The 26,239-nt window shown below is 61.1% G+C and carries 22 protein-coding genes and 1 other RNA gene; 14 read left to right on the plus strand and 9 right to left on the minus strand.

Features of this window, described 5'->3' with window-relative positions:
• Positions 1 to 6: 6 nt before the first annotated feature.
• Positions 7 to 486 carry a GlcG/HbpS family heme-binding protein gene (locus AC097O_RS21340; RefSeq protein WP_479594960.1) on the minus strand — a complete coding sequence of 160 codons (480 nt, stop codon included), beginning with the start codon at positions 484 to 486 and terminating at the stop codon, positions 7 to 9.
• Positions 487 to 597: 111 nt separating this feature from the next.
• Between AC097O_RS21340 and AC097O_RS21345 the strand changes: the two genes are divergently transcribed.
• Complete coding sequence (locus AC097O_RS21345; protein WP_479594961.1) at positions 598 to 1,539, plus strand: LysR family transcriptional regulator; 942 nt, start codon at positions 598 to 600, stop codon at positions 1,537 to 1,539.
• 139 nt (positions 1,540 to 1,678) lie between these two features.
• On the opposite strand, the gene AC097O_RS21350 is transcribed toward AC097O_RS21345, so the two are convergent.
• The 4 genes from AC097O_RS21350 to AC097O_RS21365 form a co-directional block, all read right to left on the minus strand.
• A complete protein-coding gene (locus AC097O_RS21350) occupies positions 1,679 to 2,455 on the minus strand; it encodes a ferredoxin--NADP reductase (RefSeq protein ID WP_479594963.1) in 777 nt (258 codons plus the stop codon).
• Positions 2,456 to 2,629: 174 nt separating this feature from the next.
• Positions 2,630 to 4,588: a hypothetical protein gene (locus AC097O_RS21355; protein ID WP_479594965.1), complete on the minus strand. Its 1,959-nt coding sequence runs from the start codon at positions 4,586 to 4,588 to the stop codon at positions 2,630 to 2,632.
• A 3-nt stretch (positions 4,589 to 4,591) separates the two neighbouring features.
• Positions 4,592 to 5,830, minus strand: a complete 1,239-nt coding sequence (locus tag AC097O_RS21360; protein ID WP_479594967.1) for a pyridoxal-dependent decarboxylase, exosortase A system-associated — start codon at positions 5,828 to 5,830, stop codon at positions 4,592 to 4,594.
• A gap of 12 nt (positions 5,831 to 5,842) precedes the next feature.
• Positions 5,843 to 7,444, minus strand: coding sequence for an acyl-CoA ligase (AMP-forming), exosortase A system-associated (locus AC097O_RS21365; RefSeq protein ID WP_479594969.1), 1,602 nt, complete (start codon positions 7,442 to 7,444; stop codon positions 5,843 to 5,845).
• Positions 7,445 to 7,668: 224 nt separating this feature from the next.
• Between AC097O_RS21365 and AC097O_RS21370 the strand changes: the two genes are divergently transcribed.
• The 7 genes from AC097O_RS21370 to AC097O_RS21400 all read left to right on the plus strand — a co-directional run bounded on the left by AC097O_RS21370 (position 7,669) and on the right by AC097O_RS21400 (position 13,626).
• The gene (locus AC097O_RS21370; protein ID WP_315190340.1) at positions 7,669 to 7,920 is read left to right on the plus strand and encodes a phosphopantetheine-binding protein; all 252 of its coding nucleotides are present in this window, start codon (positions 7,669 to 7,671) and stop codon (positions 7,918 to 7,920) included.
• 30 nt (positions 7,921 to 7,950) lie between these two features.
• A complete protein-coding gene (locus AC097O_RS21375; protein ID WP_479594971.1) occupies positions 7,951 to 8,760 on the plus strand; it encodes a hydrolase 2, exosortase A system-associated in 810 nt (269 codons plus the stop codon).
• Entirely contained in the window at positions 8,757 to 9,605 is an 849-nt protein-coding gene (locus AC097O_RS21380) for a hydrolase 1, exosortase A system-associated (RefSeq protein WP_479594973.1), read from the plus strand. The genes AC097O_RS21375 and AC097O_RS21380 overlap by 4 nt, the downstream gene beginning before the upstream one ends.
• Positions 9,606 to 9,617: 12 nt before the next feature.
• Positions 9,618 to 10,292, plus strand: a complete 675-nt coding sequence (locus AC097O_RS21385; protein ID WP_479594975.1) for an ABC transporter permease — start codon at positions 9,618 to 9,620, stop codon at positions 10,290 to 10,292.
• 103 nt (positions 10,293 to 10,395) lie between these two features.
• Complete coding sequence (locus AC097O_RS21390; RefSeq protein WP_479594977.1) at positions 10,396 to 11,532, plus strand: DegT/DnrJ/EryC1/StrS family aminotransferase; 1,137 nt, start codon at positions 10,396 to 10,398, stop codon at positions 11,530 to 11,532.
• 19 nt (positions 11,533 to 11,551) lie between these two features.
• Positions 11,552 to 12,667 (plus strand): GNAT family N-acetyltransferase, encoded by a 1,116-nt coding sequence (locus tag AC097O_RS21395; protein ID WP_479594979.1) that lies wholly within the window; start codon positions 11,552 to 11,554, stop codon positions 12,665 to 12,667.
• Positions 12,664 to 13,626, plus strand: a complete 963-nt coding sequence (locus AC097O_RS21400) for a glycosyltransferase family 2 protein (protein ID WP_479594981.1) — start codon at positions 12,664 to 12,666, stop codon at positions 13,624 to 13,626. The genes AC097O_RS21395 and AC097O_RS21400 overlap by 4 nt, the downstream gene beginning before the upstream one ends.
• A 60-nt stretch (positions 13,627 to 13,686) precedes the next feature.
• Here the strand turns inward: AC097O_RS21400 and ssrA are convergent.
• From ssrA to ompA, 4 genes are all read right to left on the minus strand, one after another.
• Positions 13,687 to 14,075: a transfer-messenger RNA gene (ssrA, locus tag AC097O_RS21405) on the minus strand.
• Between the two features lie 20 nt (positions 14,076 to 14,095).
• A complete protein-coding gene (locus AC097O_RS21410) occupies positions 14,096 to 14,764 on the minus strand; it encodes an HAD-IA family hydrolase (RefSeq protein WP_479594983.1) in 669 nt (222 codons plus the stop codon).
• Between the two features lie 8 nt (positions 14,765 to 14,772).
• Positions 14,773 to 15,480, minus strand: a complete 708-nt coding sequence (gene ubiG / locus AC097O_RS21415; RefSeq protein WP_479594986.1) for a bifunctional 2-polyprenyl-6-hydroxyphenol methylase/3-demethylubiquinol 3-O-methyltransferase UbiG — start codon at positions 15,478 to 15,480, stop codon at positions 14,773 to 14,775.
• A 131-nt stretch (positions 15,481 to 15,611) separates the two neighbouring features.
• On the minus strand, positions 15,612 to 16,259 hold the full coding sequence (gene ompA, locus AC097O_RS21420) for an outer membrane protein OmpA (RefSeq protein WP_479594989.1): 648 nt from the start codon (positions 16,257 to 16,259) through the stop codon (positions 15,612 to 15,614).
• Positions 16,260 to 16,486: 227 nt separating this feature from the next.
• On the opposite strand from ompA, the gene gyrA reads away from it, so the two are divergent.
• From gyrA to rpsA, 6 genes are all read left to right on the plus strand, one after another.
• Positions 16,487 to 19,165, plus strand: a complete 2,679-nt coding sequence (gene gyrA / locus AC097O_RS21425) for a DNA gyrase subunit A (RefSeq protein WP_479594991.1) — start codon at positions 16,487 to 16,489, stop codon at positions 19,163 to 19,165.
• A gap of 78 nt (positions 19,166 to 19,243) precedes the next feature.
• On the plus strand, positions 19,244 to 20,350 hold the full coding sequence (gene serC, locus AC097O_RS21430; protein ID WP_479594994.1) for a 3-phosphoserine/phosphohydroxythreonine transaminase: 1,107 nt from the start codon (positions 19,244 to 19,246) through the stop codon (positions 20,348 to 20,350).
• 3 nt (positions 20,351 to 20,353) lie between these two features.
• Entirely contained in the window at positions 20,354 to 21,460 is a 1,107-nt protein-coding gene (gene pheA / locus AC097O_RS21435) for a prephenate dehydratase (protein ID WP_479594996.1), read from the plus strand.
• A gap of 11 nt (positions 21,461 to 21,471) precedes the next feature.
• The gene (locus tag AC097O_RS21440) at positions 21,472 to 22,350 is read left to right on the plus strand and encodes a prephenate dehydrogenase (protein WP_479594998.1); all 879 of its coding nucleotides are present in this window, start codon (positions 21,472 to 21,474) and stop codon (positions 22,348 to 22,350) included.
• Positions 22,350 to 24,353 carry a bifunctional 3-phosphoshikimate 1-carboxyvinyltransferase/cytidylate kinase gene (locus AC097O_RS21445; RefSeq protein WP_479595001.1) on the plus strand — a complete coding sequence of 668 codons (2,004 nt, stop codon included), beginning with the start codon at positions 22,350 to 22,352 and terminating at the stop codon, positions 24,351 to 24,353. The genes AC097O_RS21440 and AC097O_RS21445 overlap by 1 nt, the downstream gene beginning before the upstream one ends.
• 151 nt (positions 24,354 to 24,504) lie before the next feature.
• Complete coding sequence (rpsA, locus tag AC097O_RS21450) at positions 24,505 to 26,187, plus strand: 30S ribosomal protein S1 (RefSeq protein WP_092761519.1); 1,683 nt, start codon at positions 24,505 to 24,507, stop codon at positions 26,185 to 26,187.
• Positions 26,188 to 26,239: the final 52 nt, after the last annotated feature.

Here is a 26,239-nt window from a genome sequence, read left to right on the forward strand (position 1 = left end):
GCTCGATCAGGGTTGCAGGCTTTTCGCGCCCGCGTTGGCGACCGCGCCGTCGTCTGCGGGCATGGCACCGCTGGCACCGATGGCGCCGACGATCTGGTTGTTGGCCACCAGCAGCACGCCGCCTTCTACCGGGAAGGCACCGGGCACGGCCAGCAGGTTGAGTTTGTTGTTGCCCAAGATCTGCTCTTCGATGGCTTTGGTGGGGGCTTTGATGCCGTTGGCGGCTTTGGCTTTACCGATGGCGGCATCTACCGTGCCGATGGGGGCCTGGTTGGCGCGCTCCAGGTAGACCAGGTTGCCGCCGGAATCGACCACGGCGATGGTCAGCTCCAGGCGCTTTTTGTGCATTTCGGCGGCAGCGGCCTGGGCGACTTTTTTGGCAGCGTCCAGGCTGATGGGCGCGCCGTAGGGCAGGTTTTGGGCGAAGGCGGTGGCGGATACCAGGGCCAGGGCGGCAAGGCCGAAACGGATCAGGGTGGGTTGCATGGTGTCTCCGGGGTGTGGATGAAAAGGGTTAGCGGGTCTTAGTTTATTGATTCGAAAAAATAGATAAACACCTAGAATTGCAAATATTTGTTGCACTATTCGGGTAAATAGATGGACCGTTTTACCGCCATGCAGGTCTTTACCGAGGTGGCCGACCGCAGCAGCCTGACCGAGGCCGCCACCGCGCTAGACATGTCGCGGGCCATGGTGTCGCGCTACCTGGAAAGCCTGGAAACCTGGCTGGGCGTGCGCCTGCTGCACCGCACCACGCGCCGCGTCAGCCTTACCGATGCGGGCGCCGAAGCCCTGGAGCATTGCCGCCAGGTGCTGGCACTCACCAGCGATGTGCAGGCCTTGGCAGGCCAGCGCAGTGCCGCACCGGGCGGGCGGCTGCGCATCACCTCCAGCGTATCGTTTGCGCAGGCCTGGCTGTCGCGGGTGCTGGCCGACTTTTTAGTGCAGTACCCGCAGACGCAGATCGAGATGATTGCGCTGGACCGCGCGGTGAACCTGGTGGAAGAGCGCATCGACCTGGCGGTACGCATCACCAACACACTGGACGACGGGCTGGTGGCGCGCCGCCTGGCGGACTGCCGCTCGGTGCTGTGCGCTGCGCCTGCGTACCTGGCGCGGCGCAGCCCGCCGTTAGTGCCCGCAGATTTGCGCGGCCATGCCTGCCTGACGCACGCGCGGGTGGGCCAGAGCGAGTACCGCCTGCACTACCAGGGTGAGACTGTGCGGGTGCCGGTGAACGGGCCGTTCCAGAGCAACGAAACCACGGTGTTGCTGCACGCAGCCCTGGGCGGTGCGGGTATCGCCATGCTACCCAGCTACCTGGTGAGCGAGGCCTTGCGCGAGGGGCGGCTGGTACGCCTGTTGCCCGACTGCGAGCCCGAAGTGCTGGGCATCCACGCCAGTTATTTGTCGCGCAAGCACCAGCCGCTGCTGCTGCGCACCTTGCTGGATTTTTTGGCGGCACGCTGCGAGGGCGCGCCTTGGGACCATGATCTACCGGCGGCTACGGCACGGGCACGTACATTGCGCAAGAAGTGAGCGGGCCACTGCTACGGCTGCATCAGCCAGGCCGGATGCCCCTCAAGGCATCCGTGGAACTGGCTTTGCCAGGCCACCAGATGCGCCCCCTGCAAGGGGGTTGGCGAAAAGCGCTTGCGCTGCAGCCTGGGGGTGTGCCTTATTTCTCGGCAAAAGCCCGTTCCACCACAAAGTGACCGGGGGTGGAGGTGTTGCCTTCCTTGAAGCCGCGCTCTTCCAGCATGTGCTTCAGGTCCACCAGCATGCCGGGGCTGCCGCAGAGCATGACGCGGTCGATGGCCGGGTCGAACTCGGGCAGTTCCAGGTCGGTGAACAGCTTGCCGTTGTGCAGCAGCTCGGTGATGCGGCCCATGTTGCGGTAGGACTCGCGGGTGACGGTGGGGTAGTAGCGCAGCTTGCTGCTGACCATTTCGCCCAAAAATTCATGGGCAGGCAAATGCTCGGTCAGCAGGTCGTGGTAGGCCAGCTCTTCAACCTGACGCACGCCGTGGACCACGATGACCTGCTCGAAGCGCTCGTAGGTTTCGGGGTCGCGCACGATGCTCAGGAACGGAGCCAGGCCGGTGCCGGTGGACAGCAGGTACAGGTGCTTGCCGGGCAGCAGGTAGTCGGTGACCAGGGTGCCGGTGGGCTTTTTGCCGACAATGATCTTGTCGCCCACCTGGATGTGCTGCAGCTTGGAGGTGAGCGGGCCCTCGGGCACCTTGATGCTGAGGAATTCGAGGTGCTCTTCGTAGTTGGCGCTGGCAATGCTGTAGGCGCGCAGCAGCGGTTTGCCGTCTTCCTTGCGCAGGCCGATCATGGTGAAGTGGCCGTTGCTGAAGCGCAGCGACGGGTCGCGCGTGGTCGTGAAGGAGAACAGGCGGTCGGTCCAGTGGTGCACGCTCAGCACGGTTTCTTCGTTGAAAGCACTCATGTTTGGTAGCTAGGAAGGTTAGTGAAAATGGAGGCTATTTTCCTACAGCCGCCCGCACCGCCTGTCTATGGGCGATTCCACCTTGCGCGGCCCAGGGTAAATCTAAAAGAAATAAGCTTCTACCGCTTATTCCATGGGCACAAGCAGCTACTGAAATTGTAGCAATCGGGTTTTTCAGGGCTCTGGCGGACTGGAAGTACGCGCCAGTTGCAGTGCAAAAAAAGCCAGCAGCAGCAGCAAAAAAGCCACGCGCGGCACATCCATCACGCTGCTGACCAGGCCCACCAACAACACCCCGCACAGCGATGCCGCCAGGTAGGGTGCCAGCGGCTGGCGGCGGGCGGCGCCCAGCACCAGTTGCCACAGGGCGGTGCCCACCAGCGCAGCCCACAGGATGAAGCCCAGCACCCCGCGTTCGACCAGCACTTCGAGGAACAGGTTGTCGATATGCCAGGGCAAAAAGTAAAAGCGCGCCGCCGGGAACCAGTGCGCCAGATTCTGCGCAAAGTCGCCGTTGGACAGCTGCTCCTGGCCATTGGTGCTCTGCAGGCTGATGGAGCGGAAATCGGCATGCGCGCCCGCGCCCAAAACCGCCGCCGAAAACATGCCCAGGCGCGGGGCGTACCACGGCGTGTCCTTGAAACGGGGCCCCTGCAAAGGCACGGTGATGCGCTGCCAGGGGCTGGCGGCAGGGTCATCCACCGGTTTCAAGGGCAAATAGGCGCTTTGGCAGCGGGCCGGGTACAGCAGGTGGCGTTCGCACAGTTGCAGGTACACGCCAGTGGGCGCATCCACCCGCACCTGCACGCTGGCCCGGTAGCGCGCACCGGGCACGGGGCGCACGCGCTGGGTGGCGGCATACAGGCCTTCCAGGTAGTCGTCGGTATCGGGGCCGGACACGCGCATCACTGGCGGCTCTGCACCCTGCCCGCTTTGGCCACTTTGCCAGGCCACGTGGCCAGACCATTCGCCCTCGGGATAGCTGCGGGCATAGTGCGACGGCAGGCGGCCCAGGCCGATACCGGCGAACCCGTCCACCGGGTCCTGCAGCAGGTCCAGGCCGCGCTGCCAGTGCGCCATGCGGCTGCCGAAATCGCGCTCGGTAGTGGTCAGGCGGCTGGCCATGAAGCTGCCACCGTTGAGCACGCCTACCACCTCGGCCACCAGCACCACCCCCAGCGCCCAGGCGGCCTTGGCACGCCAGCCCCGGGGGCGGCGGCGCTGCCACAGGCTGACAGCCAGTGCGCGCAGGTCCAGGCCCGCCTTCTGCACCCACAGCAACAGCCCCAGCAGCACCAGCGGGGCCAGCATCGACAAATAAACACCGCGCGAAAAGGTGGTAAGCCCCGCATAGGTCACCAGTACAGCCAGCAGCGCCCCCCAGGCCCACTGCCAGGGCCGCCGGGCACTGCGCAGGGCCCAGGCCACAAACGGCGTGGCCAGCGCCATATAGGCATCGATGGCCGCACCGCCCACGTGCATTTCCCAGAACAGCGCGGTGGTGCGGTATTTGCTGGTGAAGTTGAACCAGCCCGGAAAAGCCGCCCGCTCCCACAGCACCACCAGAACCACCACCACCAACCCCACCAGCATGCCCACCGCCAGGCTCTTGCAGCTTTGCACCACCGACTGGCGCAGTGCGTCGGCCAGCAAGGGTAGACACAGCGTGGCCCAGAGCAGGCTTTTGGCGGCACGCAGGCTATTCATCGGGTCGCCGTAGCCCTGGAACATGTCCCAGGTGAGGCCACCCGCATCCAGCAGCCCCCTGACCAGGGAGAGCAGGCTGGCGACGGCGAACAAGGCCACCAGGGCGGTGCTGAAAGAAATGCGCTGGGGCGCGTCGCCATGGGACTGGCGGGCCCGCTGGACATAGCCCGCCGCCAGCACGGCCAGCAGCAGCAGATCGAACTCTTCAAAAACCAGCCAGCCGGTCCAGGGCGCAAAGTTCAGAAACGGCAGGCAGGCAGGCACGGCGAACAGCCAGATGCCGGGCAGCCACAGGGCCACCATGGCCGCCACGTAGAAGCCCGCCAGGGCGAGCATGGGCGACACCGGGTGCGCCAGGGCGAGGCAAAGCCCCGCCAGGCCACAGGCCAGCGCCAGCAGCGCCGAGAGGACCCGGCGCGGGTCCACCTTTTAAACCAGCACTTCCACGCAGGCGGGGTGGCCCAGGAAGTTTTGCGGACTGGCGCTGGCACCGTAGGCACCCGACTGGAACACCACCACCAGGTCACCCTCTTGCGCCGTGGGCAGCACCATGCGGTCGCCCAGCAGGTCCAGCGGAGTGCACAGCGGGCCGACCACCGAGGCGGGCTCCACATCCGCCGCGCCCATGCGGTTGCCGATGGCCACGGGGTAGTTTTTGCGGATCACCTGGCCGAAGTTGCCCGAGGCCGACAAATGGTGGTGCAGGCCGCCGTCGGTGACCAAGAACACCTGGCCGCGCGAGATTTTTCGGTCCACCACGCGGGCCACGTACACGCCCGCCTCGCCCACCAGGTAGCGGCCGAGTTCGATGACGAAAGACGCTTGTGGCAGCTCGGTCTTGGCGCGCTCGGCCAGTGCGGCCAGGTTGTCGCCGATGGGCTGCAGGTCGATGCGCTGCTCGCCCGGAAAGTACGGAATGCCAAAGCCGCCGCCCAGGTTCAGGAATTTCACCGGCAGCGGTGTGGCCTCGGCCAGGCGCACGGCCAGCGCGTAGGATTTTTGCTGGGCTTCGCAGATCGACTCGGGGCGCAGGTTTTGCGACCCGGCGAACAGGTGGAAACCTTCGAATGCCAAGCCCGCGCTGCCAATGGCGGCCATCAGCTCGGGCATTTGCTCCACGTCCACGCCAAATTGCTTGGGGCCACCGCCCATTTTCATGCCCGAGCCCTTGAGCTCGAAGTCGGGGTTGACGCGCACAGCCACGCGGGCGGCCAGGCCCAACTCGTTGGAGATGCCTGCCAGCAGGCCGACTTCGCGCATCGACTCCAGATTCACCAGCACGCCCGAGGCCACGGCCTGGCGCAGCTCGGCATCGCGCTTGCCCGGCCCGGCAAAGCTGATCTCTTGCGGATCGGCACCGGCATCCAGCGCCACTTTCAACTCGCCCGCAGAAGCCACATCGATGCCATCCACCAGCCCGGCCATCAGCCCGACCACCGCGGGCATGGGGTTGGCCTTCATGGCGTAGTGCAGCTTGACGCTGGCGGGCAAGGCGGCGCGCAGCTCGGCCACACGCTGGCGCAACTGGGCGCGGTCGTAGGCGTAAAACGGGGTTTGGCCCACGCGCGCGGCCAGTTGGGTCAACGGAATGCCGCCCACGACGAGCTCACCGCCCTGCACGGGGAATTGGCTTAAAGGGGCGTGGACGGGGATTACACGGTCGGTCATGGGGGTCATTCTTTAGCTAAGGTGGCGCTCGGCCCAGTCGGTGGACAGCCATTTGCGATCGATCTTGCCGTTGGGGTTGCGCGGCAGCGGCCCGGCCACCACTTCCACGTGGGCGGGCAGCATGTAGGCGGGCATGCGGGTGCGGCACTCGGCCAGCAAGGCGGCGGTGTCCAGCGTGCCATCGACGGCATCCACCGGGGCGGTGGCAATCACCTGGATGGCCTGGCCCCAGGCCGGGTGCTCCACGCCAAAGGCCACGCATTCGCCGACCAGCTTGGTGGCGTACAGCACCTCTTCCACCTCGGTGGGGCTGACGCGGTAGCCCGAGGATTTGATCATCTCGTCGCGGCGGCCAATGAAGTACAGAAAGCCTTCCGCATCCATGCGCACGGTATCGCCCGAGAACACGGCGTATTCGGGCAGTTGCAGGCCGCTCTGGCGGCCCGGCACGTCGGCGGCCAGCAGCTTGTAGCGTTCGGCGGTTTTCTCGGCATCGTTCCAGTAGCCCAGGCCAACCAGCGCGCCGCGGTGTACCAGTTCGCCCGGCTCTTCCGGGGCGCAAGGGCTGCCGTCTTCGCGCAGCACCAGGATTTCGGCGTTCGGGATGGCCTTGCCGATGGAGTCGGGGCGGCGGTCTACCTCGCTGGGGGGCAGGTAGGTGGAGCGGAAGGCTTCGGTCAGGCCGTACATCAGGAAAGGCTGGCTGTGCGGCGCACGCTGGCGCAGCAGGTCCAGCGTCTCACGCGGCATGCGGCCACCGGTGTTGGCAAAGTAGCGCAGCTTTTCGGCAATGGCGGCTGGCCAGGCGGACTGGGTGAGCTGGATGTACAGGGGCGGCACGGCGGTCAGGCCGGTGACGCCTTCGCGCTCCATGGCCTTGAGCACGTCGCGCGGCATCAGGTAGTTGAGCAGTACCACGCGGGCCCCCACGTGGAAGGCGGTGGTGAGCTGGCTGAAGCCTGCGTCGAAAGACAAAGGTAAGGCAGCTAAAAGGGTGTCATCGCCGGTGTTCTCTAGATAGCTAGCTACACTTTTTGCACCAGCGACCATGTTGCGGTGGGACAGCACCACGCCCTTGGGCCTGCCGGTGCTGCCCGAGGTGTACAGGATGGCGGCCATGTCGGTGTCGATCACCCGGTGCCCGGCACGGGACGGGGCGGCCAGCAGCTCGCTCCACTGGGACTGGGGCAGCGTGGGTAGCGCCTGGGGTGCGGCATCGGTCAGCACGATGTGGCGCAGGTCCGGGCACTGGCCCAGCACGCCCGCCAGCAGCGCCAGGCGCTCGGGCGAGGTCACCAGCACGCGCACATTGCAGTCTTGCAGGATAAAAGCCACCTGCTCGGGCTTGAGCAAGGGGTTCAAGGGCACAAACACGGCACCGGCGGCGGGCGCGCCAAAGCTGGTGATCACCGTTTCAAAGCGCTTTTCCAGGTAGATCGCCACCCGTTCGCCCCGGCCCAGTCCCAAGGCCATCAAACCGGCCGCGCACTGCCCCACCGCCGCGTCCAATTCGCTGTAAACCATGGACACCGCGCCATAGGTCAGCGCACGGTTTTGCGGAGCACGCTGGGCGGCACAGGCAATGAGTTCATGCAAAAGTGTGGATTCACGCATAGGGGTCACGCAAGAAAAAAGAGGGAAAAGCGCCAAAAACAACCGTTAAAAGTATCGCACAGGGGCCTCCAGACCAAAGCGGCAGGCACCCATCCTAAAATGCGGCCTTCTCACTAGCCGCCACCACCCGTGCCTCGGATATGCCAGGCCACGGGTCGCCCCTCCTGCCAGGAGGACGCTGCCATCTTGGGGGTGCAATTGCTAACAACACAACAGGGGTTCTCATGGATGTGACACAAGAGGTCAAGGCGGTTCTGGACGAAGTGCTGAGCCTGAATGGCCGCAGCGCCGCTTTTACCCGCGAAACCCATCTGCTGGGTGCCATTCCCGAGCTGGACTCGATGGCCGTGGTGTCTCTCATCACCCGCCTGGAAGAGCATTTTGGCCTGACGGTGGACGACGACGACATGGACGGCTCAACCTTTGCGACCGTGGGCGCGCTGGTCGATTTCGTCGACGCCAAACTCGCAGGCTAAGGGGCCAGGCATCCGATGGACGCTTTCTTCTTGCCCGTCGGATCTGGCCAGCGCTTCGCCATCTTCCACCCGGCCCAAGGCGGCACCACGCGCGGGCTGGTGGCCTACGTGCACCCTTTCGCCGAGGAAATGAACAAGTCGCGCCGCATGGCCGCCTTGCAAGCCAAAGCATTGGCCGCCCACGGGTACGCTGTATTGCAACTGGATTTGCTGGGCTGCGGCGACAGCTCGGGCGACTTCGGCGACGCCTCCTGGCAGGCCTGGGTGGACGATGTCGTGCTGGCCTGCCAGTGGCTGCGCCGCCAGGGCGATGCCCCCCTGTGGCTGTGGGGTTTACGCGCCGGTTGCCTGCTGGCGGCCCAGGCCGCAACCCGACTGGACGAGCGCTGCAACTTCCTGTTTTGGGCACCCACGCCTGCAGGCAAGCCGCTGCTGCAACAATTCTTACGCCTCAAAGCCGCAGGCGATCTGGCCAGCGGCAATGCCAAAGCCGTGATGGACGGGCTGCGGGGGCAACTGGCGGCAGGCACGCCGGTAGATATCGCCGGGTACAGGCTGTCGGCAGCGCTGGCCTCGGGTTTGGAGCTAGCCACACTGGCCCCACCCGCAGCGCCAGGTCGGATGGAATGGCTGGACCTGTCCACCCAGGCCGATGCCAGCCTGTCCCCCGCTACCGCCAAACCCTTACAAGCCTGGCAGACCGCCGGGTTTGCCGTGCGCAGCCAGGTCGTCATGGGGCCGGCGTTTTGGCAGACCAGCGAGATTGAAGAAGCACCGGCCTTGTTGACCGCGACACTTTCCGCGCTAGATCCACCCAGCTCCTCTGCCGTATCTACATGAACGAACACGCTTTGCTTTTTCCTTGTGGGCAAGAAACGCTGGTGGGCGTGCTGAGCCTACCCGCTGCGCCCATGGACACGGGAGTCGTCATCGTGGTGGGAGGCCCCCAGTACCGGGTGGGCAGCCACCGGCAGTTTGTCTTGCTGGCCCGCACGCTGGCCGCCGCTGGCTATGCAGTCTTGCGTTTTGACTACCAGGGGATGGGCGACAGCGACGGGCCATACGGCGACTTCCTGACCGCCAGCCCCGGCATCCGTGCCGCCATGAACAGTCTGCAAACCCGTGTGCCGCAGGTAACAAAGTTTGTCTTGTGGGGACTGTGCGATGCGGCATCCGCAGCGTTGCTATACGTGCACGAAACAAAAGACCCCCGCGTGGCGGGCCTGTGCCTCCTGAATCCCTGGGTCCGCTCCGAAGCCAGCTTGGCACGGACCCAGATCAAGCACTATTACACCCAGCGCCTGATGCAACGGGCGTTCTGGACCAAATTGCTGAGCGGCAAAGTGGCGCTGGGAGCGCTCAAAGGTTTGGCGCAGAACGTTCGGCTTTCCAGGGCTAAAGTCGCGTCAACGCACGCGGAGCAGCGGCCATTTCAACAGCGCATGGCGGCAGCATGGATGGATTTCGGCGGGCGTATTCTTTTATTGCTCAGTGACAATGATTACACCGCCAAAGAATTTCTGGAGTACGCTTCTAAGGATACGAACTGGCACGATGTTTTCCGCCATATGCACCTGGAACGGCATGACATCCCTCATGCGGACCATACTTTTTCCGATCCTGCTGCACAAATGCAGGTTGAAAGATTGACCCTGCAGTGGATACAAGCAGGCCAACCCTATTAACCGGATAATAAAATGTTTAAATTAATTCCAGTTATATTCGTATTCTTCTCCAAAATGGCATTAGCCCAACTTGGCGAATCCGAATGCGGCCCCTTGACAAATGGCTATGGCCCTTACGATTACCGAACAAGCAAAGGGCAAATTTTGAGTACCGTGGAAAGTTTTCACTTTACAACCAAAGTGGAAATGCTCATGAAAGCCGACACTGGCTATCTTGGAGCGGACATAGACTATACGCTGCGTGCATTCCCAAACCACCATCGTGCATTAATGTCGGCCATGCGGTATGGCGAAAAAACAAAATCAGAAAAACCGCCCAATATGCGGTACTCTATATCGTGTTATTTCGACCGCGCCATCAGGTTTCGCCCAGACGATGCGATACCACGGATGATTTTTTCCATGTACTTGGCAAAAAATGGTCGAACACCAGAGGCCCTACAGCAATTAGACATTGCAGCGGCGGGCGCAGAGGGCAAAGAAAACCCCTTCACCCACTTCAACTTGGGCCTGAATTATTTTGATTTGAAAGAATACGATAAATCTGAAATTCAAGCGCACAAGGCATATGCATTGGGATTTCCCCAGATGGTATTGAAAGAAAAGCTAAAAAGCGTTGGCAAGTGGACGGAGCCAGCCGTTGAGGCCCCCACTACCGGCACATCAGCCCCCACACCACCCCAATAAATTCCGCGAGAGCATTTTTTTGCCAAGTCATTCAGATGAGTTCAATGGTTTGCACAGACCATTGCCGCGCGGTCCGGTACTCGATTGGAACAGTTTCGGGCGCATGGATGTCCCGGATGTGCACAGTGTTGAAAACCTGAAACACAAAGTACTCACCACCAGTGGGCGCGCCGCTATCCACCAAGCGTTGCTACAACTTGATCTACCGGCATACAGTTCAGTCCTGGTCCCCACCTACCACTGCCCGACCATGGTGGCACCGGTTCTGTTGGCCAATTTGAACGTAGCTTACTTTGGATTGCTACCTAGCGGCTTGCCACACCTTGATGCCATCGAGGAGTCAACGGCTCAAAAGTGCAAAGCCATGCTGGTGCCCCACTATTTCGGACTGGCCAAATCATTGAGAGAAGTACGCGAATGGTGTGATGTCCGGGGAATTGCGCTAATTGAAGATTGCGCCCACTGCTATTTCGGCCAAGCCGGCGAGCGCGCTGTAGGCGAGTGGGGGGATTTTTCCACGGCGAGCCTGTCAAAATTTTTTCCACTACCCGAAGCAGGTTTGTTGGCTTCGGCACGCAGATTGATCAGGCCTTTGAATTTGGAAAAACCTTCTTTGAAGGCGCAGATCAAAGGCTGCGTAGATGTCATAGAACTCGCATCGCGTTACCACCGCTTTGCAGGTATACGGCCGTTTTTGGCATCATTCTTCAAATTAAAAAATATTCGCGGCCAACAATCCGAAGTGTCAGACATCGTTAAAAACCCGGAAGCTGCAGAGATGATGCGGGATTGCGATATGGCCCGTATCAACCAAACGCCGCTGTGGGCCGCGATAGCGCTAAAAATTGCCTTACCCCGGGGTCGCATCATCCTTCAGCGGCAGATAAATTTTGCCCGTTATGCGACATATTTTTCCAATATTTCGGGGGCAAAACCGTTATTTCCCATTTGTGCAGACTCCGTCGCATCTGCAGCACCTTATGTTTATCCATTATGGGTTGACGACCCAGACTCCGTTTACCAAGCTCTCAGAGCCATGAAGCTGCCGGTATTCCGATGGGATCGGATCTGGCCTAAGTCACCGTCTCTTCCGGGTGATATTGGTCCGCTTTGGAGCCACCATGTATTGCAGCTTCTTTGCCATCAAGATCTCGACACCACGGATATAGACCACACAGCACAAGCAGTACTGCATTTATTAAAAACGCAACAGGCGAACCGCCATCCCGTTAGCACATAACGCCTTTTCAAGAGACGCCATGCCATCCCACAAAATCCACTGGCAGAATTTTCCCGCCAGCGCGCTTCCCTCAATGCCAGATTTGCGACCCGAATGGGATCGCCTCAATGGAGAACGCGCGGACCTGCCTTTCATGACAGCTGCCGCCGTTTGCTCCGCTCTCCAGATATTCGGATCGGGTATGGAAAGGCTGCTGATTGGACGAGAAGCCGGCGCAGTGGTTGCCATGCTTTTGGTAACACCTAGCGGCTCGTTCCAATGGCGGACCTTCCAGCCGTCCCAACTCCCGCTAGGGGTATGGGTCGCTGCCAAGCACCTCTCAACCACACACGTTGCGCGCAGTGTGTTGCGTGGCCCTTTAAGGCTTTGTCTAGGTTTTTCCCTGACACAGGTAGATCCGCTGCTCGCCCCTCGAGAAGACGACGATTCGGACTCAAAACATATGGATTACATCGACACAGGATGGATAGATATCGAGGGGACGTTTGAAGATTATTGGGCTGTGCGCGGTAAAAATCTGCGCCAAAACATGCGCAAACAGCGCAACAAACTAGCGACCGAAGGCACCCACATTCACATGCGGACACTCACTGCGCCCGAAGACATGCCAGGTGCCATTGCGCGTTATGGAATATTGGAGAGCTCTGGATGGAAAGCCTCGGAAGGCACGGCAATTCACCCTGACAATCCACAAGGACAGTTTTACGTTCAGCTACTACAAAATGCAGCAAAACACGGACAAGCGGTGGTTTACGAATACTTCTTCAACGAGAAGACAGTGGCACTTAACTTATGTGTGCAACGTTCAGGAACCTTGGTGGTTTTAAAAACGACCTACGACGAAACCATTAAAAATTATTCTCCTGCATTTCTACTCAATCAGGATCAGGTAGAACAAGTATTTGGCCAAGGCATCACAAAACGGCTCGAATACTACGGTCGCATGATGGAATGGCATACCCGCTGGACGGAAAGCAAACGCACCTTATACCATTTAACATGTTATCGATGGGCCTGGCTTAAACAGTTGGCTGAACGTAGACGTAAGAAAATCGAGGAATCTCCTAAACCAACGGCTACCGCTGAAACTGACAACACCCCTGTTACGCCTCCTGCATCGGAAGCTCATTCATGATTACAGTCATCATTCCTTATTACCAAAATAAACCTGGAATACTTGGCAAAGCGCTGAAGAGTATCTCAGCGCAAAAATCGGTTCCCATGCCGGTAAGGGTATTAGTCGTAGATGACGCATCCCCAGTATCTGCCGAATCCGAATTAAAAAGTATTGGTCCGATCGACTGCAGCGTGCAAATCGTGTTGCAGCCCAACGGAGGCCCTGGGGCCGCCCGCAATACCGGCCTCAACCAAGCCCCAACCGGAACGCGTTACATCGCGTTTCTTGATTCTGACGATGAATGGTCCGACGACCACCTATCGCGCGCCGTCGAAGCACTGGGCGCAGGATACGAATTTTATTTTACGGACCACTACCAACTCAATTCGACTGTTGGGGCATTCGCTCGGGCCGGTCGCATCCAACCCAATGCACACCCACAGGTGCCTGGCACCTCAGCCGGCTTACACGCGTACCAAGGTGACTTGCTGGATCAAATCATACGTGGCAATGTGATTGGGACGTCCACCGTGGTATATGATTTTCTACGATTTCCTAAAAATCGCTTTAAAGTCGAGTTTACCAATGCTGGTGAAGATTACTTATTCTGGATGGATATTGCACACAGCGGTGCAAAAGTAGCTTTTTCGAGCCAATGTGAAGCCCATTATGGGTCCGGCGTAAATGTCTATGCCGGAACAGGCTGGGGGAGTGAGAAGCATTTGCTCCGGGTGCACAATGAAATCAAATATAAAAAATTAACCTGCGAGTTATTCCCGGTTACCGAACCACAGCGCGCTCATATTCAAAACAACTTGGATACGTTACGCACCTCTTTCGCGCAAGACTTGCTCCATCGCATCATCCACCGAAAGAAATTACCACTTGGCCTTCTAAAAGACCACTTTCAATTGGACCCGTTAAGCTTTTCACACCTACCCAAAGCATTGGGAAACGCAATTTTCAAAAGAAAATAAAATTATTCTTCAATAGAAAAGCCGCTTGCTGGATCTCAGCAAGCGGCTTTTAAGTTTTCATGGTGGAGCTGGGGGGATTTGAACCCCCGTCCGCAAGCCTTCTTCGAACAGTTCTACATGTGTAGCCGTCTGGTTTAAGTCTCGCCTTTTGCATCGCGCAGTGGCACGCTATGCAAAACGCCAGTAACCTATTTTCTCGGAGCCCACTAAGTTACCCAGTGAGCGCCCAGCCAAATGAAGTTACCCCGCAGCCTGGACGGTGTAACCTTGCGGCTCCACCACCCTTGCCCAGCCTATTGGCTTGCTGTTGCGAGGCTCACGCGCAATTAAGCGGCGAGTGCGAAACGTTCGTCGTTTGCAGTTAGGTTTTTTCTGCTGTTTTACGAGGTGACAGAACCTCGACATGCCCTGCTGCGCGTCCGAACCCACGTCGAAACCAGTGCAGCCCCAGACTTGTATTTTACCCGGCTTATGGCAGCCAGTGCAGCAGCTCCATCGGAGTCTGGATGGTGGCGTGGGCACCCCATTGAGCGATGTCGGCATTGGACCCCAGGTAGCCATAACCAGCCGCAACCGTAGCCATGCCTGCTGCCAAGCCCGCAAGGACATCCCGCTCGTCGTCACCGACATACATGCAATGCTCCGGTGCCAGGCCCAAGCGCCTGGCCGCTTCAAACAGCGGCTCTGGATGGGGTTTGGCATGGGGGGTAGTATCGCCCCCGACAATCGCGCCCGCCGTGGCAAACAAAGGCATGGCCTGGGTCAGGGGCAAGGCGAACCGCTCTGATTTGTTCGTCACCACGCCCCAGGGGATCTGACGTACGACCAGTTGGGCCAGCAACTCAGGCACCCCGTCAAACGCATAGGTTTCCTGCGTCAGACGGCGTTCGTAGTTCACAAAGAACTCTTCCTTCATGGCGGCGAAATCGGGATGGTCGGGCTGCATCCCGAAAGCCACACCGAGCATGCCCCTGGCACCCGCACCCACCATCGGACGGTAGAGGCTGGGTGCAAAAGGCGGCAAGGAGCGGTCGGTGCGCATTTTGTCGGCCGCGCCCGCAAGGTCCGGTGCGCTGTCCACCAAGGTGCCATCCAAATCGAACAATACAGCGCGGATATCCTGGAATGCGGGATGCATGCGCGCGGTCACAGCTTTTGGGTCGCAAACATGTAGTTCACGCTGGTATCGTTACTGAGCCAGTACCGCTGGGTAATGGGGTTGAATTCCAGGCCACGGGTGTGCTGCAGCGTCAGTCCTGCAATGCGGCAGTGCCCGGCCAATTCACTGGGGCGGATCATCTTGGCGTACTCATGCGTACCACGAGGCAGCATGTTGAGGAGGTATTCCGCACCCACGATGGCCATGAGAAAAGCCTTGGTACTTCGGTGAATGGTCGAGAAAAACACCCATCCACCGGGCTTGACCAAGGCGGCACAGGCCTTGACCACCGATGCGGGGTCGGGGACGTGTTCCAGCATTTCCATGCAGGTCACCACGTCAAAGCTTTCGGGTTGCTCTGCTGCGAGTTCTTCCGCGCTGATTTCACGGTACTGCAGATGCGGTGTCTGGGCTTCCAGAGCATGGAGTTGGGCGACTTTCAGCGCCTTGGTGGACAAATCGATGCCCAGCACTTCGGCACCCCGGCGGGCCATAGAGTCGGCCAGAATGCCGCCGCCACAGCCTATATCCAGCACCCGCTGGCCCTGCAAGGGCGCGATGCCATCGATCCAGTTCAAACGCAGGGGGTTGATCTGGTGCAACGGACGAAACTCGCTGTCCAGGTCCCACCATCGGTGCGCGAGTTCGGAGAATTTGGCCAATTCGGCGGGGTCGGCATTCAAGCTTGGATTCATCCCCGGATTTTCGCAGATTGCACCAGCCGCCTGCTCCGCGATGGCATGAAACCCCACATAAAAAAACCCCGTGGGCTAAGGCACACGGGGCTTTTTGGGGAGCCAGACGGATCTGGCATCCAGCGCAAGAATTACTTGTTACGCGTACCAACCACTTCGATTTCTACGCGGCGGTTCTTGGCACGGCCTTCGGCGGTCTTGTTGTCAGCAACAGGTTGCTTCTCGCCCTTGCCTTCGGTGTACACGCGGTTCTTTTCGATGCCGGAAGACACCAAGTAAGCCTTCACGGCTTCAGAACGGCGAACCGACAGCTTCTGGTTGTATGCATCGCTGCCCACGGAGTCGGTGTGACCCACGGCAATGATGACTTCCAGGTTGATGCCCTTGACTTTGCTAACCAGGTCGTCCAGCTTGGCTTTGCCTTCTGGCTTCAGCACAGACTTGTTGAAGTCAAAGAATGCATCTGCTGCGTAGGTAACCTTTTCGGCAACCATGGGAGCAGCCACAACTGCAGGTGCAACAGCCGCAGCGGGTGCAGGAGCAGCAGGTGCAGCCATAGGTGCTGGAGCAGCAGGTGCGGGAGGAACAATAGCGCCGTCGCAACCTGGAGCTGCAGTGGCAGGGGTCCAGAAGTTGTCACGCCAGCACAGTTCGTTGGTGCCGTTCTTCCAGACCAACTCGTTGGTGCCGTTCTTCCAGTTGTCAACGGTTTGAGCGCCCGCGGCGGTTACAAGCGCTGCGGAGGCAAACAACATTGCCACTTTATTCAATTTCTTCATGGTTCTCCTCTTGGGGAAAAAGCCGCAGCAGCGCTGCGAAACGGGACGTTTACAGTGACCATCACTGCATACGTTCGTTGAATTGTGCCACAGGGCTAAGGGGAAACGAGTAGGACAGCAGGCATGCACGACGGTATACGCTGGCATTAAGGAACATGTGTTGCTGTGTGGCTACAGTCACTTGGCCCTAAAATAGTTGACCTCCGCTGTATGACGTTTGCCTCTCTATGACCCAGTTCGCCAAAGAAACCTTGCCTATCAGTCTTGAAGAGGAAATGCGCCGGAGCTATCTAGATTACGCAATGAGCGTGATTGTGGGCCGGGCCCTGCCGGATGCGCGCGACGGCCTCAAGCCAGTGCACCGGCGCGTACTGTTCGCCATGCACGAGCTCAACAACGACTGGAACCGCGCTTACAAGAAGTCGGCCCGTATCGTGGGCGATGTGATCGGTAAGTACCACCCCCACGGCGACAGTGCAGTTTATGAAACCATCGTCCGTATGGCGCAGGATTTTTCCCTGCGCCATATGCTGGTCGATGGCCAGGGCAACTTCGGCTCGGTCGATGGCGACAACGCCGCCGCCATGCGTTACACCGAAATCCGCATGTCCAAGATCGCCCACGAGTTGCTGGCCGACCTGGACAAGGAAACGGTCGATTTCGGCCCCAACTACGACGGCAGCGAGCAAGAGCCGTTGGTCATGCCAGCCCGCTTTCCTAATTTATTAGTCAACGGCTCCTCCGGCATTGCCGTGGGCATGGCCACCAACATCCCGCCACACAATCTGAACGAAGTGGTCGATGGCTGCCTGCACCTACTGCGCAACCCGCAGGCCACGGTGGACGAGCTGATGGAGATCATCCCCGCGCCCGACTTCCCCACGGCCGGCATCATCTACGGCATCAACGGCGTGAAAGACGGCTACCGCACCGGCCGTGGCCGCGTGGTGATGCGCGCCAAGGTGCACTTTGAAGACATCGACAAGGGCCAGCGCCAGGCCATCATCGTCGACGAGCTGCCCTACCAGTGCAACAAGAAGACCCTGCAAGAGCGCATGGCCGAGCTGGTACATGAGAAGAAGATCGAAGGCATCAGCCACATCCAGGACGAGTCCGACAAGTCGGGCATGCGCCTGGTGATCGAACTCAAGCGCGGCGAAGTGCCTGAGGTGGTGCTGAACAACCTGTACAAACAGACCCAGCTGCAAGACACCTTCGGCATGAACATGGTGGCGCTGGTCAACGGCCAGCCCAAGCTGTGCAACCTGAAGGACCTGATCGAGGTCTTCCTGGAACACCGCCGCGAAGTCGTCACCCGCCGCACCATCTTCAACCTGCGCAAGGCCCGCGAGCGCGGCCATGTGCTGGAAGGCCTGGCGGTGGCGCTGGCGAATATCGATGACTTCATCGCCATCATCCGCAACGCACCCACGCCACCCGTGGCCAAGGTCGAGCTGATGGCCCGCCCCTGGGACAGCAAGCTGGTGCGCGAAATGCTCACCCGCACCCGCGCCGACGGCGGCATGGTGAATGTGGACGACTACCGTCCCGACGGCCTGGACAAAGCCCTGGGCATGGGCAGCGACGGCCTGTACCGCCTGTCTGAAGTCCAGGCGCAAGAAATTTTGCAGATGCGTCTGCAACGCCTGACCGGCCTGGAGCAGGACAAGATCGTCGCCGAATACAAAGAAGTGATGTCCGAGATCGAAGACTTCCTGGACATCCTGGCCAAGCCCGAACGCGTCTCGGCCATCATTGGCGAAGAACTCACCGCCATCAAGCTGGAATTCGGCCAAACCAAGCTGGGCGCACGCCGCAGCCAGGTGGAATACAGCTCGTTTGACCTCAGCACCGAAGACCTGATCACCCCCACCGACATGGTGGTCACGCTCTCGCACAGCGGCTACATCAAGAGCCAGCCCTTGAGCGAATACCGGGCACAAAAGCGCGGCGGACGCGGCAAGCAGGCCACGGCCACCAAAGAAGACGACTGGGTGGACCAGCTCTTTATCGCCAACACGCACGATTACATCTTGTGCTTTTCCAACCGGGGCCGCCTGTACTGGCTCAAGGTCTGGGAAGTGCCGCAGGGCTCGCGCGGTTCGCGTGGCCGCCCCATCGTCAACATGTTCCCGCTGCAAGAAGGCGAAAAGATCAACGTGGTGCTGGCGCTGACAGGCGAGAAGCGCACTTTTCCCGCCGACCAGTACGTGTTCATGGCCACCAGCATGGGCACGGTCAAGAAAACCCCGCTCACCGACTTCAGCAACCCGCGCAAGGCCGGCATCATCGCCGTGGACCTGGATCCGGGCGACTTCCTGATCGGCGCGGCCCTGACCGACGGCAAGCACGACGTGATGCTGTTCAGCGACGGCGGCAAAGCCGTGCGCTTTGACGAAAACGATGTGCGCCCCATGGGCCGCAACGCCCGTGGTGTGCGCGGCATGATGCTGGAAGAAGGCCAGGGCGTGATCGCCATGCTGGTCGCCGAAGACGAACTGCAAAGCGTGCTCACCGCCACCCTGAACGGCTACGGCAAACGCACCAGCATCACCGAATACACCCGCCATGGCCGTGGCACCAAGGGCATGATCGCCATCCAGCAAAGCGAGCGCAATGGCCGCGTGGTGGCCGCCACCCTGGTGCATGCCGACGACGAAATCATGCTGATCACCGACAAGGGCGTGCTGGTGCGCACCCGCGTCAGCGAAATCCGCGAACTCGGCCGCGCCACCCAGGGCGTGACCCTGATCGGCCTGGACGAAGGCTCCAAACTCAGCGGCCTGCAGCGGATTGTGGAAAACGATGCCATCGCAGCCGCCGCCGAAGCCGAAGCTGGTGAGGCGGGTGAAGCAGGCGACGATGCAGGCGACGACGACACAACCCCCGACACCCCCGCAGCGTAACAACGCCATACTATAAATTTAGGAGCTACTCACGCTGATGGAATAAGCGTGAAGTGCCTAAAAACCTTAAAGCATTGCATGACACGCCCCTATAACTTTTCCGCAGGCCCCGCCGCCATCCCTGAATCCGTGCTGACCCAGGCTGCGGCCGAAATGCTGGACTGGCACGGCAGCGGCATGGGCGTGATGGAAATGAGCCATCGGGGCAAAGAGTTTTTGTCGATCTACGCGCAAACCAAGGCCGACTTCCGCGCCCTGATGGCCGTGCCACCCGAGTTCAAGATCCTGTTCATGCAAGGCGGTGGCCTGGGCGAAAACGCCATCGTGCCGCTGAATCTGTCGCGTGGCGGCAAGGTCGATTGCGTGGTCACCGGCAGCTGGAGCAACAAGTCACAAAAAGAAGCCCGCAAGTACGCCAGCGTGCACACGACTGCCAGCACCGAAGCCATCGGCTACACCCGCCTGCCCGATCCGGCCACCTGGGACCTGAGCGCCGATGCCAGCTACGTGCACATCTGCGGCAACGAAACCATAGACGGCGTGGAATTCCAGACCCTGCCCGACCTGCAAGCCCTGGGCTCCAAGGCCCCGCTGGTGGTCGATTTTTCGTCCCACGTGGCCTCGCGTAGCATGGACTGGAGCAAGGTCGGCCTGGCCTTTGGCGGCGCGCAAAAGAACCTCGGCCCCGCCGGCCTGACCGTGGTGGTGGTACGCGAAGACCTGTTGGGCCACGCCCTGGACATCTGCCCCAGCGCCTTCAACTACGAGACGGTGGCCGACAACCAGTCGATGTACAACACGCCGCCCACCTACGCCATCTACATCGCCGGGCTGACCTTCCAGTGGCTCAAGCACCAGACCGAGGGCGACCTGCACGGCATTGCCGCCATGGAGCACCGCAACATCGCCAAAGCCGAGCTGCTGTACCGCGCCATTGACCAGTCGCAGCTCTACTTCAACAAGGTGGAGGCCGACTGCCGCTCGCGCATGAACGTGCCCTTCTTCCTGCGCGACGAGAGCCGCAACGATGCGTTTTTAGAAGGTGCCAAGGCACGCGGCTTGCTTCAGCTCAAGGGCCACAAGTCGGTCGGCGGCATGCGGGCCAGCATCTACAACGCCATGCCCCTGGCGGGCGTGCAGGCGCTGGTGGACTACATGCACGCATTTGAAAAGAGCCAAGCCTAAGCCATGACCGCCCCAACACCGCCCGCCGCCACCCCTGATCTGGCCGACCTGCGCGTCAAGATCGACCAGATCGACCAGGAGCTGCTCGCCCTGCTGAACCGCCGCGCCCATGTGGCCGAGCAGGTGGGCGACATCAAGCGCCGCGAGGGCTCGCCCTTTTTCCGGCCCGACCGCGTGGCCCAGGTCATCGAGAAAATCCAGCAGGCCAACCCTGGCCCGCTGAAAAACCAGCATGTAGCCGCCGTGTGGCGTGAAATCATGTCGGCCTGCCTGGCACTGGAAGCGCCCCAGCGCGTGGCCGTGCTCGGCCCGGAAGGCACCTTCACCGAGCAAGCCGCCGTCGAATTCTTTGGCAGCGCCGCCGAGCTGCTGTACTGCGCCAATTTCGACGAAGTCTTCCACACCACCGCCGCAGGCACGGTGCAGTACGGCGTGGTGGCCATCGAGAACTCCACCGAAGGCGTGGTGGCCCGCTCGCTGGATCTGTTTTTGCACTCGCCGGTGCACGTGGTGGGCGAAGTCAGCCTGCTGGTGCGCCACAACCTGCTGCGCCAGACCAATTCGCGCGACCACATCGACGTGGTCATGGCCCACCCCCAGGCGCTGGCCCAGTGCCAGGGCTGGCTGAGCCAGCACCTGCCCCACGCCGAGCGCCGCGCCGTCTCCAGCAATGCCGAAGGCGCGCGCCTGGCGGCTACCAACCCGGCCTGGGCGGCCCTGGCCAGCGAACGTGCCGCCTCCCAGTTTGGCCTGCACATCGTGGCCCACGCGGTGCAAGACGATGCCTACAACCGCACCCGCTTCGCCGTCATCTGCCTGCCGCAAACCCTGGCCACGCCGCCCGCGTCGGGCAAGGACTGCACCAGCCTGGTGGTATCCGTGCCCAACAAACCGGGTGCCATGCACGATTTGCTGGTGCCGCTAAAGACCAACGGCGTGTCCATGACCCGCTTCGAATCCCGCCCGGCCCGCACCGGCCAGTGGGACTACTACTTCTACATCGACCTCGACGGCCACCCCTCGCAGCCCCACGTGGCCAAGGCGCTGCAAGAGCTGCGCGCGCTGTGCGCCTTCTTCAAGGTACTGGGCACCTACCCGGTCGGCTCCTGAAAGCAGCGCCCATGTTTGAACAACTCGGACTGATAGGCTGCGGCCTCATGGGTGGCTCGTTTGCACTGGCGCTGAAAAACGCCGGGCTGGTCAAGCGCGTGGTGGGCTACAGCAAGTCGCCCTCCACCACCAGCAAGGCACGCCAAATGGGCGTGATCGACATCGAAGCCCCTTCGGCCCTGCTCGCCGTGTCGGGTGCCGACATCGTGTTGCTGGCCGTGCCCGTGGCCGCCACCGAAAACACCTTCAAGGCCATCAAGCACCTGATCACCCCTACCACCCTGGTGATGGACGTGGGCTCCACCAAGCGCGACGTGGTGGATGCCGCCCGCCGGGTGCTGCGCGAGCAGGTGGGCTCGTTTGTGCCCGCCCACCCCATCACCGGCAGAGAAGTCTCGGGCGTGGAATTTGCCGACCCGAACCTGTACACCGGCAAAAACGTCATCCTGACCCCCATCGAACGCACCCTGCCCGCGCAGTTGGCCCAGGCCCAGGCGGTGTGGGCGGCGCTGGGCTGCAATGTGCTGCAAATGACCCCCGAATCGCACGACGCGGCCTTTGCCGCCGTGAGCCATCTGCCCCACCTGATCGCCTTTGCCATGATGCACGGCCTGGTCAGCCAGCCGAAAGGGCAGGAATACCTGGCCCTGGCCGGGCCGGGCTTTCGCGACTTCACCCGCATTGCCGCGTCCGACCCGCACATGTGGCGCGACGTGCTGCTGGCCAACAAAGAGGAAGTGCTGGCCCAGTCGCAAATCTTCCAAAAGACGCTGCAGACCATGGAGAGCATGCTCACCAGCAACAACGTGGACGGCCTGGTGCAGATGCTGGAGCTCGCCAGCGACAGCCGCGCCGACTGGAGCATGGCCTCCCTCAAGCCTAAAAATTAATGTTCGCCACCCCTTTTCTCGACCTCCCTCCCCTCGACAGCGCCAGCGGCACCGTGGTGCTGCCGGGCTCCAAAAGCATCTCCAACCGCGTGCTCTTGCTGGCCGCCCTGAGCGGCGGCACCACCCGCGTGCACGACCTGCTGGACTCCGACGACACCAAGGTCATGCTGGCCGCGCTGGCCACGCTGGGCTGCGGCATCCGCCACACGGGTAACACGGTAGAGATCGACGGGCTGGCCGGGCAGTTGAAAACCACCCAGGCCGATTTGTTCATGGGCAACGCGGGCACCGCCATCCGCCCGCTCACCGCCGCGCTGGCGGTGTTGGGCGGTGATTTCACGCTGCACGGCGTGCCGCGCATGCACGAGCGCCCGATTGGCGACCTGGTCGATGCGCTGCGCCAGCTCGGCTGCCAGATCACCTACACCGGACAAGACGGCTATCCGCCCCTGCGCATCGGCCAACCCCAGCTCACGCTGATGGCCCCCATCCGCGTGCGCGGCGATGTGTCCAGCCAGTTTTTGACCGCCCTGCTGATGGCCCTGCCGCTGGTGGCCAAACAAGATGTAACCATCGACGTGGTGGGCGAGCTGATCTCCAAGCCCTACATCGAGATCACGCTGAACCTGCTGGCGCGCTTTGGCATCACCGTGCGGCGCGAGGGCTGGGCCCGCTTCACCATTCCCGCCGGTAGCCGCTACCAGTCGCCGGGCGACATCCATGTCGAGGCCGATGCCTCGTCTGCTAGCTATTTCATAGCTCTTGGCGCTCTTGCTACGGGCGGTAGTGGCACTTTTGACTCCAAAGTCCGGATCGAAGGCGTGGGGGCAGCATCCATCCAGGGCGATATCCGTTTCATCGAAGCCGCCGAGCACATGGGCGCGCAGGTCGTCAGCGGCCCGAACTGGCTGGAAATTAGCCGGGGCAGTTGGCCGCTGAAGGCCATCGACCTGGACTGCAACCACATCCCCGATGCCGCCATGACCCTGGCGGTGATGGCGCTGTACGCCGATGGCACGACCACGCTGCGCAACATCGCCAGTTGGCGCGTCAAGGAAACCGACCGCATCGCGGCCATGGCCACCGAATTGCGCAAGCTGGGCGCCACGGTGGAGGAAGGGCAGGATTTCATCCGTGTGACACCTCCCAGCGCCTGGAAAGCCGCCAGCATCCACACCTACGACGACCACCGGGTGGCGATGTGCTTCTCGCTGGCGGCCTTCAACCCGGCCAAGATTCCGGTGCGTATCGAAGACCCGAAGTGCGTCGCCAAGACCTTCCCCGATTACTTTGAGGCCTTGCTGGCACTGTCGCACACCGCCACCGCCCACATCCCCGTGCTCTGCATCGACGGCCCCACCGCCTCAGGCAAAGGCACGGTGGCAGCGGCCCTGGCCACGCGCCTGGGCTACCACTTTCTGGACTCGGGCGCGATGTACCGCATCACCGCGCTGGCCGCCTTGCGGGCGGGTTTATCCATCTCCAGTGCCGATGAAGCCGCCATCGCCACCCTGGCCCAGACCCTGCCCGTGCGTTTTGTAGACGGCAAGGTCTGGCTGGGCGACTCTGACGTGTCGGAGGCCATCCGCACCGAAGAAGCGGGCATGAACGCCTCCAAAGTCTCCGCCCTGCCTCGGGTACGCCTGGCTTTGGTGGACCTGCAGCACAGTTTTCGGCGCCTGCCCGGGCTGGTGGCCGACGGGCGCGACATGGGCACCGTGATCTTCCCCGATGCCCCCTTGAAGGTGTACTTGACCGCCACCGCCGCCAAGCGCGCAGAGCGGCGGTATAAGCAGTTGATTTCAAAGGGAATTTCGACTACACTCGAAGACCTTCGCGCTGACTTGGAAGCGCGCGACGCACGGGACTCCTCCCGTGTGGCTGCGCCACTCAAGCCCGCACAAGATGCCTTGCTGCTGGACAACTCTGATATGTCGATCGAAACATCGGTCGACCAGGTGTTGCTGTGGTGGCAAAGCAAGCAGCCGTTTGGCCATAGCTAAACGGCAAACCCAAGAGCCCACTCTGCTGCCTCAGCCGAGTGGTTTTTAACCCTGTAACCCCGGTGGTCCCCGACCGCCAAACCGCCACACCAGACCCCAACGCAGGTGCAATTCCGCACCCGCCAACCCTGTGCTGTGGACTAGGAAAACCATGTCAGAATCATTTGCAGACCTCTTTGCCGAATCGCTAACCCGCACGGAAACGCGCATTGGTGAAGTCGTCACCGCCGAAGTCATCCGTATCGAACACAGCTTTGTGGTCGTTAACGCTGGCCTCAAATCCGAAGCCTACGTGCCGCTGGAAGAATTCAAAACCGACAAGGGCGAAGTGGAAGTCCAAGTTGGCGAATTCATTTCGGTTGCCATCGTGGCCATCGAAAACGGCTACGGCGACACCATCGTCAGCCGTGACACCGCCAAGCGCCTGGCTTCCTGGATGTCCCTGGAGAAATCCCTGGAATCCGGCGAGTTCGTTACCGGCACCACCTCCGGCAAGGTCAAGGGCGGCCTGACCGTTCTGGTCAACGGCATCCGCGCATTCCTGCCCGGTTCGCTGATCGACACCCGCCCCATCAAGGACTTGTCTCCCTACGAGAACAAGACCATGGAATTCAAGGTCATCAAGCTGGACCGCAAGCGCAACAACGTCGTGTTGTCGCGCCGCGCTGTGGTCGAAGCGTCGATGGGCGAAGAACGCGCCAAGCTGATGGAAACCCTGAAAGAAGGCTCCGTGGTGCACGGCGTGGTCAAGAACATCACCGAATACGGTGCGTTCGTGGACCTGGGCGGCATTGACGGCCTGCTGCACATCACCGACATGGCATGGCGCCGCGTGCGTCACCCCTCGGAAGTGGTGACGGCTGGTCAGGAAATCACCGCCAAGATCCTCAAGTTCGACACCGAAAAGAACCGTGTCTCGCTGGGTCTGAAGCAAATGGGCGACGACCCATGGATGGGCGTGAACCGCCGCTACCCCCAGTCGACCCGCCTGTTCGGCAAGATCACCAACATCGCTGACTACGGTGCATTTGTGGAACTCGAACCCGGCATCGAAGGCCTGGTGCACGTTTCCGAAATGGACTGGACCAACAAGAACATCGCTCCCGCCAAGCTGGTTTCGCTGGGCGACGAAGTCGAAGTCATGGTTCTGGAAATCGACGAAGACAAGCGCCGCATCAGCCTGGGCATGAAGCAGTGCAAGGCCAACCCATGGCAAGAATTCGCGCAAGACACCAAGCGTGGCGACCGCGTCAAGGGCCCGATCAAGTCGATCACCGACTTCGGCGTGTTCGTGGGCTTGGCTGCCGGTATCGACGGCCTGGTGCATTTGTCTGACCTCTCGTGGAACGAAACCGGCGAAGCCGCCGTGCGTAACTACAAGAAGGGCCAAGAAGTCGAAGCCATCGTGTTGGCCGTGGACGTGGACCGCGAACGCATCTCTTTGGGCATCAAACAGCTCGACAGCGATCCGTTCACCACCTTCACCACCATCAACGACAAGGGCCAGATCGTGACCGGCAAGGTCAAGACCGTGGATGCCCGTGGCGCTGAAATCGACCTGGGTGAAGACATCATCGGTTACCTGCGCGCTTCCGAAATCAGCCGTGACCGCGTCGAAGACGCTCGCAACGTGCTGAAAGAAGGCGACGAAGTCACCGCTGTGGTGGTCAATGTGGATCGCAAGACCCGCAACATCCAGCTGTCGATCAAGGCCAAGGACGCTGCCGACCAAGGCGAAGCCATGGCTGCACTGAGCCAGGCTTCGGCCCGCGAAAACGCTGGCACCACCAGCCTGGGCGCATTGCTGCGCGCCAAGCTGGACAACAACAATTAATTTGTTGCTGACATAGCCTAGTGCCAGGCCGATCCGACTCGCAGGGGCGAGC

The sequence above is a fragment of the Rhodoferax sp. LS1P39 genome, from assembly GCF_056521425.1.

What these genes read in the sequence shown, in the direction of transcription:
- AC097O_RS21340 (WP_479594960.1), bottom strand. Translation starts at nt 486, where the DNA reads ATGCAACCCACCCTGATCCGTTTCGGCCTTGCCGCCCTGGCCCTGGTA.
- gyrA (WP_479594991.1), top strand. Translation starts at nt 16,487, where the DNA reads ATGACCCAGTTCGCCAAAGAAACCTTGCCTATCAGTCTTGAAGAGGAA.
- AC097O_RS21370 (WP_315190340.1), top strand. Translation starts at nt 7,669, where the DNA reads ATGGATGTGACACAAGAGGTCAAGGCGGTTCTGGACGAAGTGCTGAGC.
- AC097O_RS21390 (WP_479594977.1), top strand. Translation starts at nt 10,396, where the DNA reads ATGGATGTCCCGGATGTGCACAGTGTTGAAAACCTGAAACACAAAGTA.
- AC097O_RS21380 (WP_479594973.1), top strand. Translation starts at nt 8,757, where the DNA reads ATGAACGAACACGCTTTGCTTTTTCCTTGTGGGCAAGAAACGCTGGTG.
- AC097O_RS21395 (WP_479594979.1), top strand. Translation starts at nt 11,552, where the DNA reads ATGCCATCCCACAAAATCCACTGGCAGAATTTTCCCGCCAGCGCGCTT.
- AC097O_RS21440 (WP_479594998.1), top strand. Translation starts at nt 21,472, where the DNA reads ATGTTTGAACAACTCGGACTGATAGGCTGCGGCCTCATGGGTGGCTCG.
- AC097O_RS21445 (WP_479595001.1), top strand. Translation starts at nt 22,350, where the DNA reads ATGTTCGCCACCCCTTTTCTCGACCTCCCTCCCCTCGACAGCGCCAGC.
- AC097O_RS21345 (WP_479594961.1), top strand. Translation starts at nt 598, where the DNA reads ATGGACCGTTTTACCGCCATGCAGGTCTTTACCGAGGTGGCCGACCGC.
- ubiG (WP_479594986.1), bottom strand. Translation starts at nt 15,480, where the DNA reads ATGAATCCAAGCTTGAATGCCGACCCCGCCGAATTGGCCAAATTCTCC.
- ompA (WP_479594989.1), bottom strand. Translation starts at nt 16,259, where the DNA reads ATGAAGAAATTGAATAAAGTGGCAATGTTGTTTGCCTCCGCAGCGCTT.
- AC097O_RS21410 (WP_479594983.1), bottom strand. Translation starts at nt 14,764, where the DNA reads ATGCATCCCGCATTCCAGGATATCCGCGCTGTATTGTTCGATTTGGAT.
- AC097O_RS21350 (WP_479594963.1), bottom strand. Translation starts at nt 2,455, where the DNA reads ATGAGTGCTTTCAACGAAGAAACCGTGCTGAGCGTGCACCACTGGACC.
- AC097O_RS21360 (WP_479594967.1), bottom strand. Translation starts at nt 5,830, where the DNA reads ATGACCGACCGTGTAATCCCCGTCCACGCCCCTTTAAGCCAATTCCCC.
- pheA (WP_479594996.1), top strand. Translation starts at nt 20,354, where the DNA reads ATGACCGCCCCAACACCGCCCGCCGCCACCCCTGATCTGGCCGACCTG.
- AC097O_RS21385 (WP_479594975.1), top strand. Translation starts at nt 9,618, where the DNA reads ATGTTTAAATTAATTCCAGTTATATTCGTATTCTTCTCCAAAATGGCA.
- AC097O_RS21400 (WP_479594981.1), top strand. Translation starts at nt 12,664, where the DNA reads ATGATTACAGTCATCATTCCTTATTACCAAAATAAACCTGGAATACTT.
- rpsA (WP_092761519.1), top strand. Translation starts at nt 24,505, where the DNA reads ATGTCAGAATCATTTGCAGACCTCTTTGCCGAATCGCTAACCCGCACG.
- AC097O_RS21365 (WP_479594969.1), bottom strand. Translation starts at nt 7,444, where the DNA reads ATGCGTGAATCCACACTTTTGCATGAACTCATTGCCTGTGCCGCCCAG.
- serC (WP_479594994.1), top strand. Translation starts at nt 19,244, where the DNA reads ATGACACGCCCCTATAACTTTTCCGCAGGCCCCGCCGCCATCCCTGAA.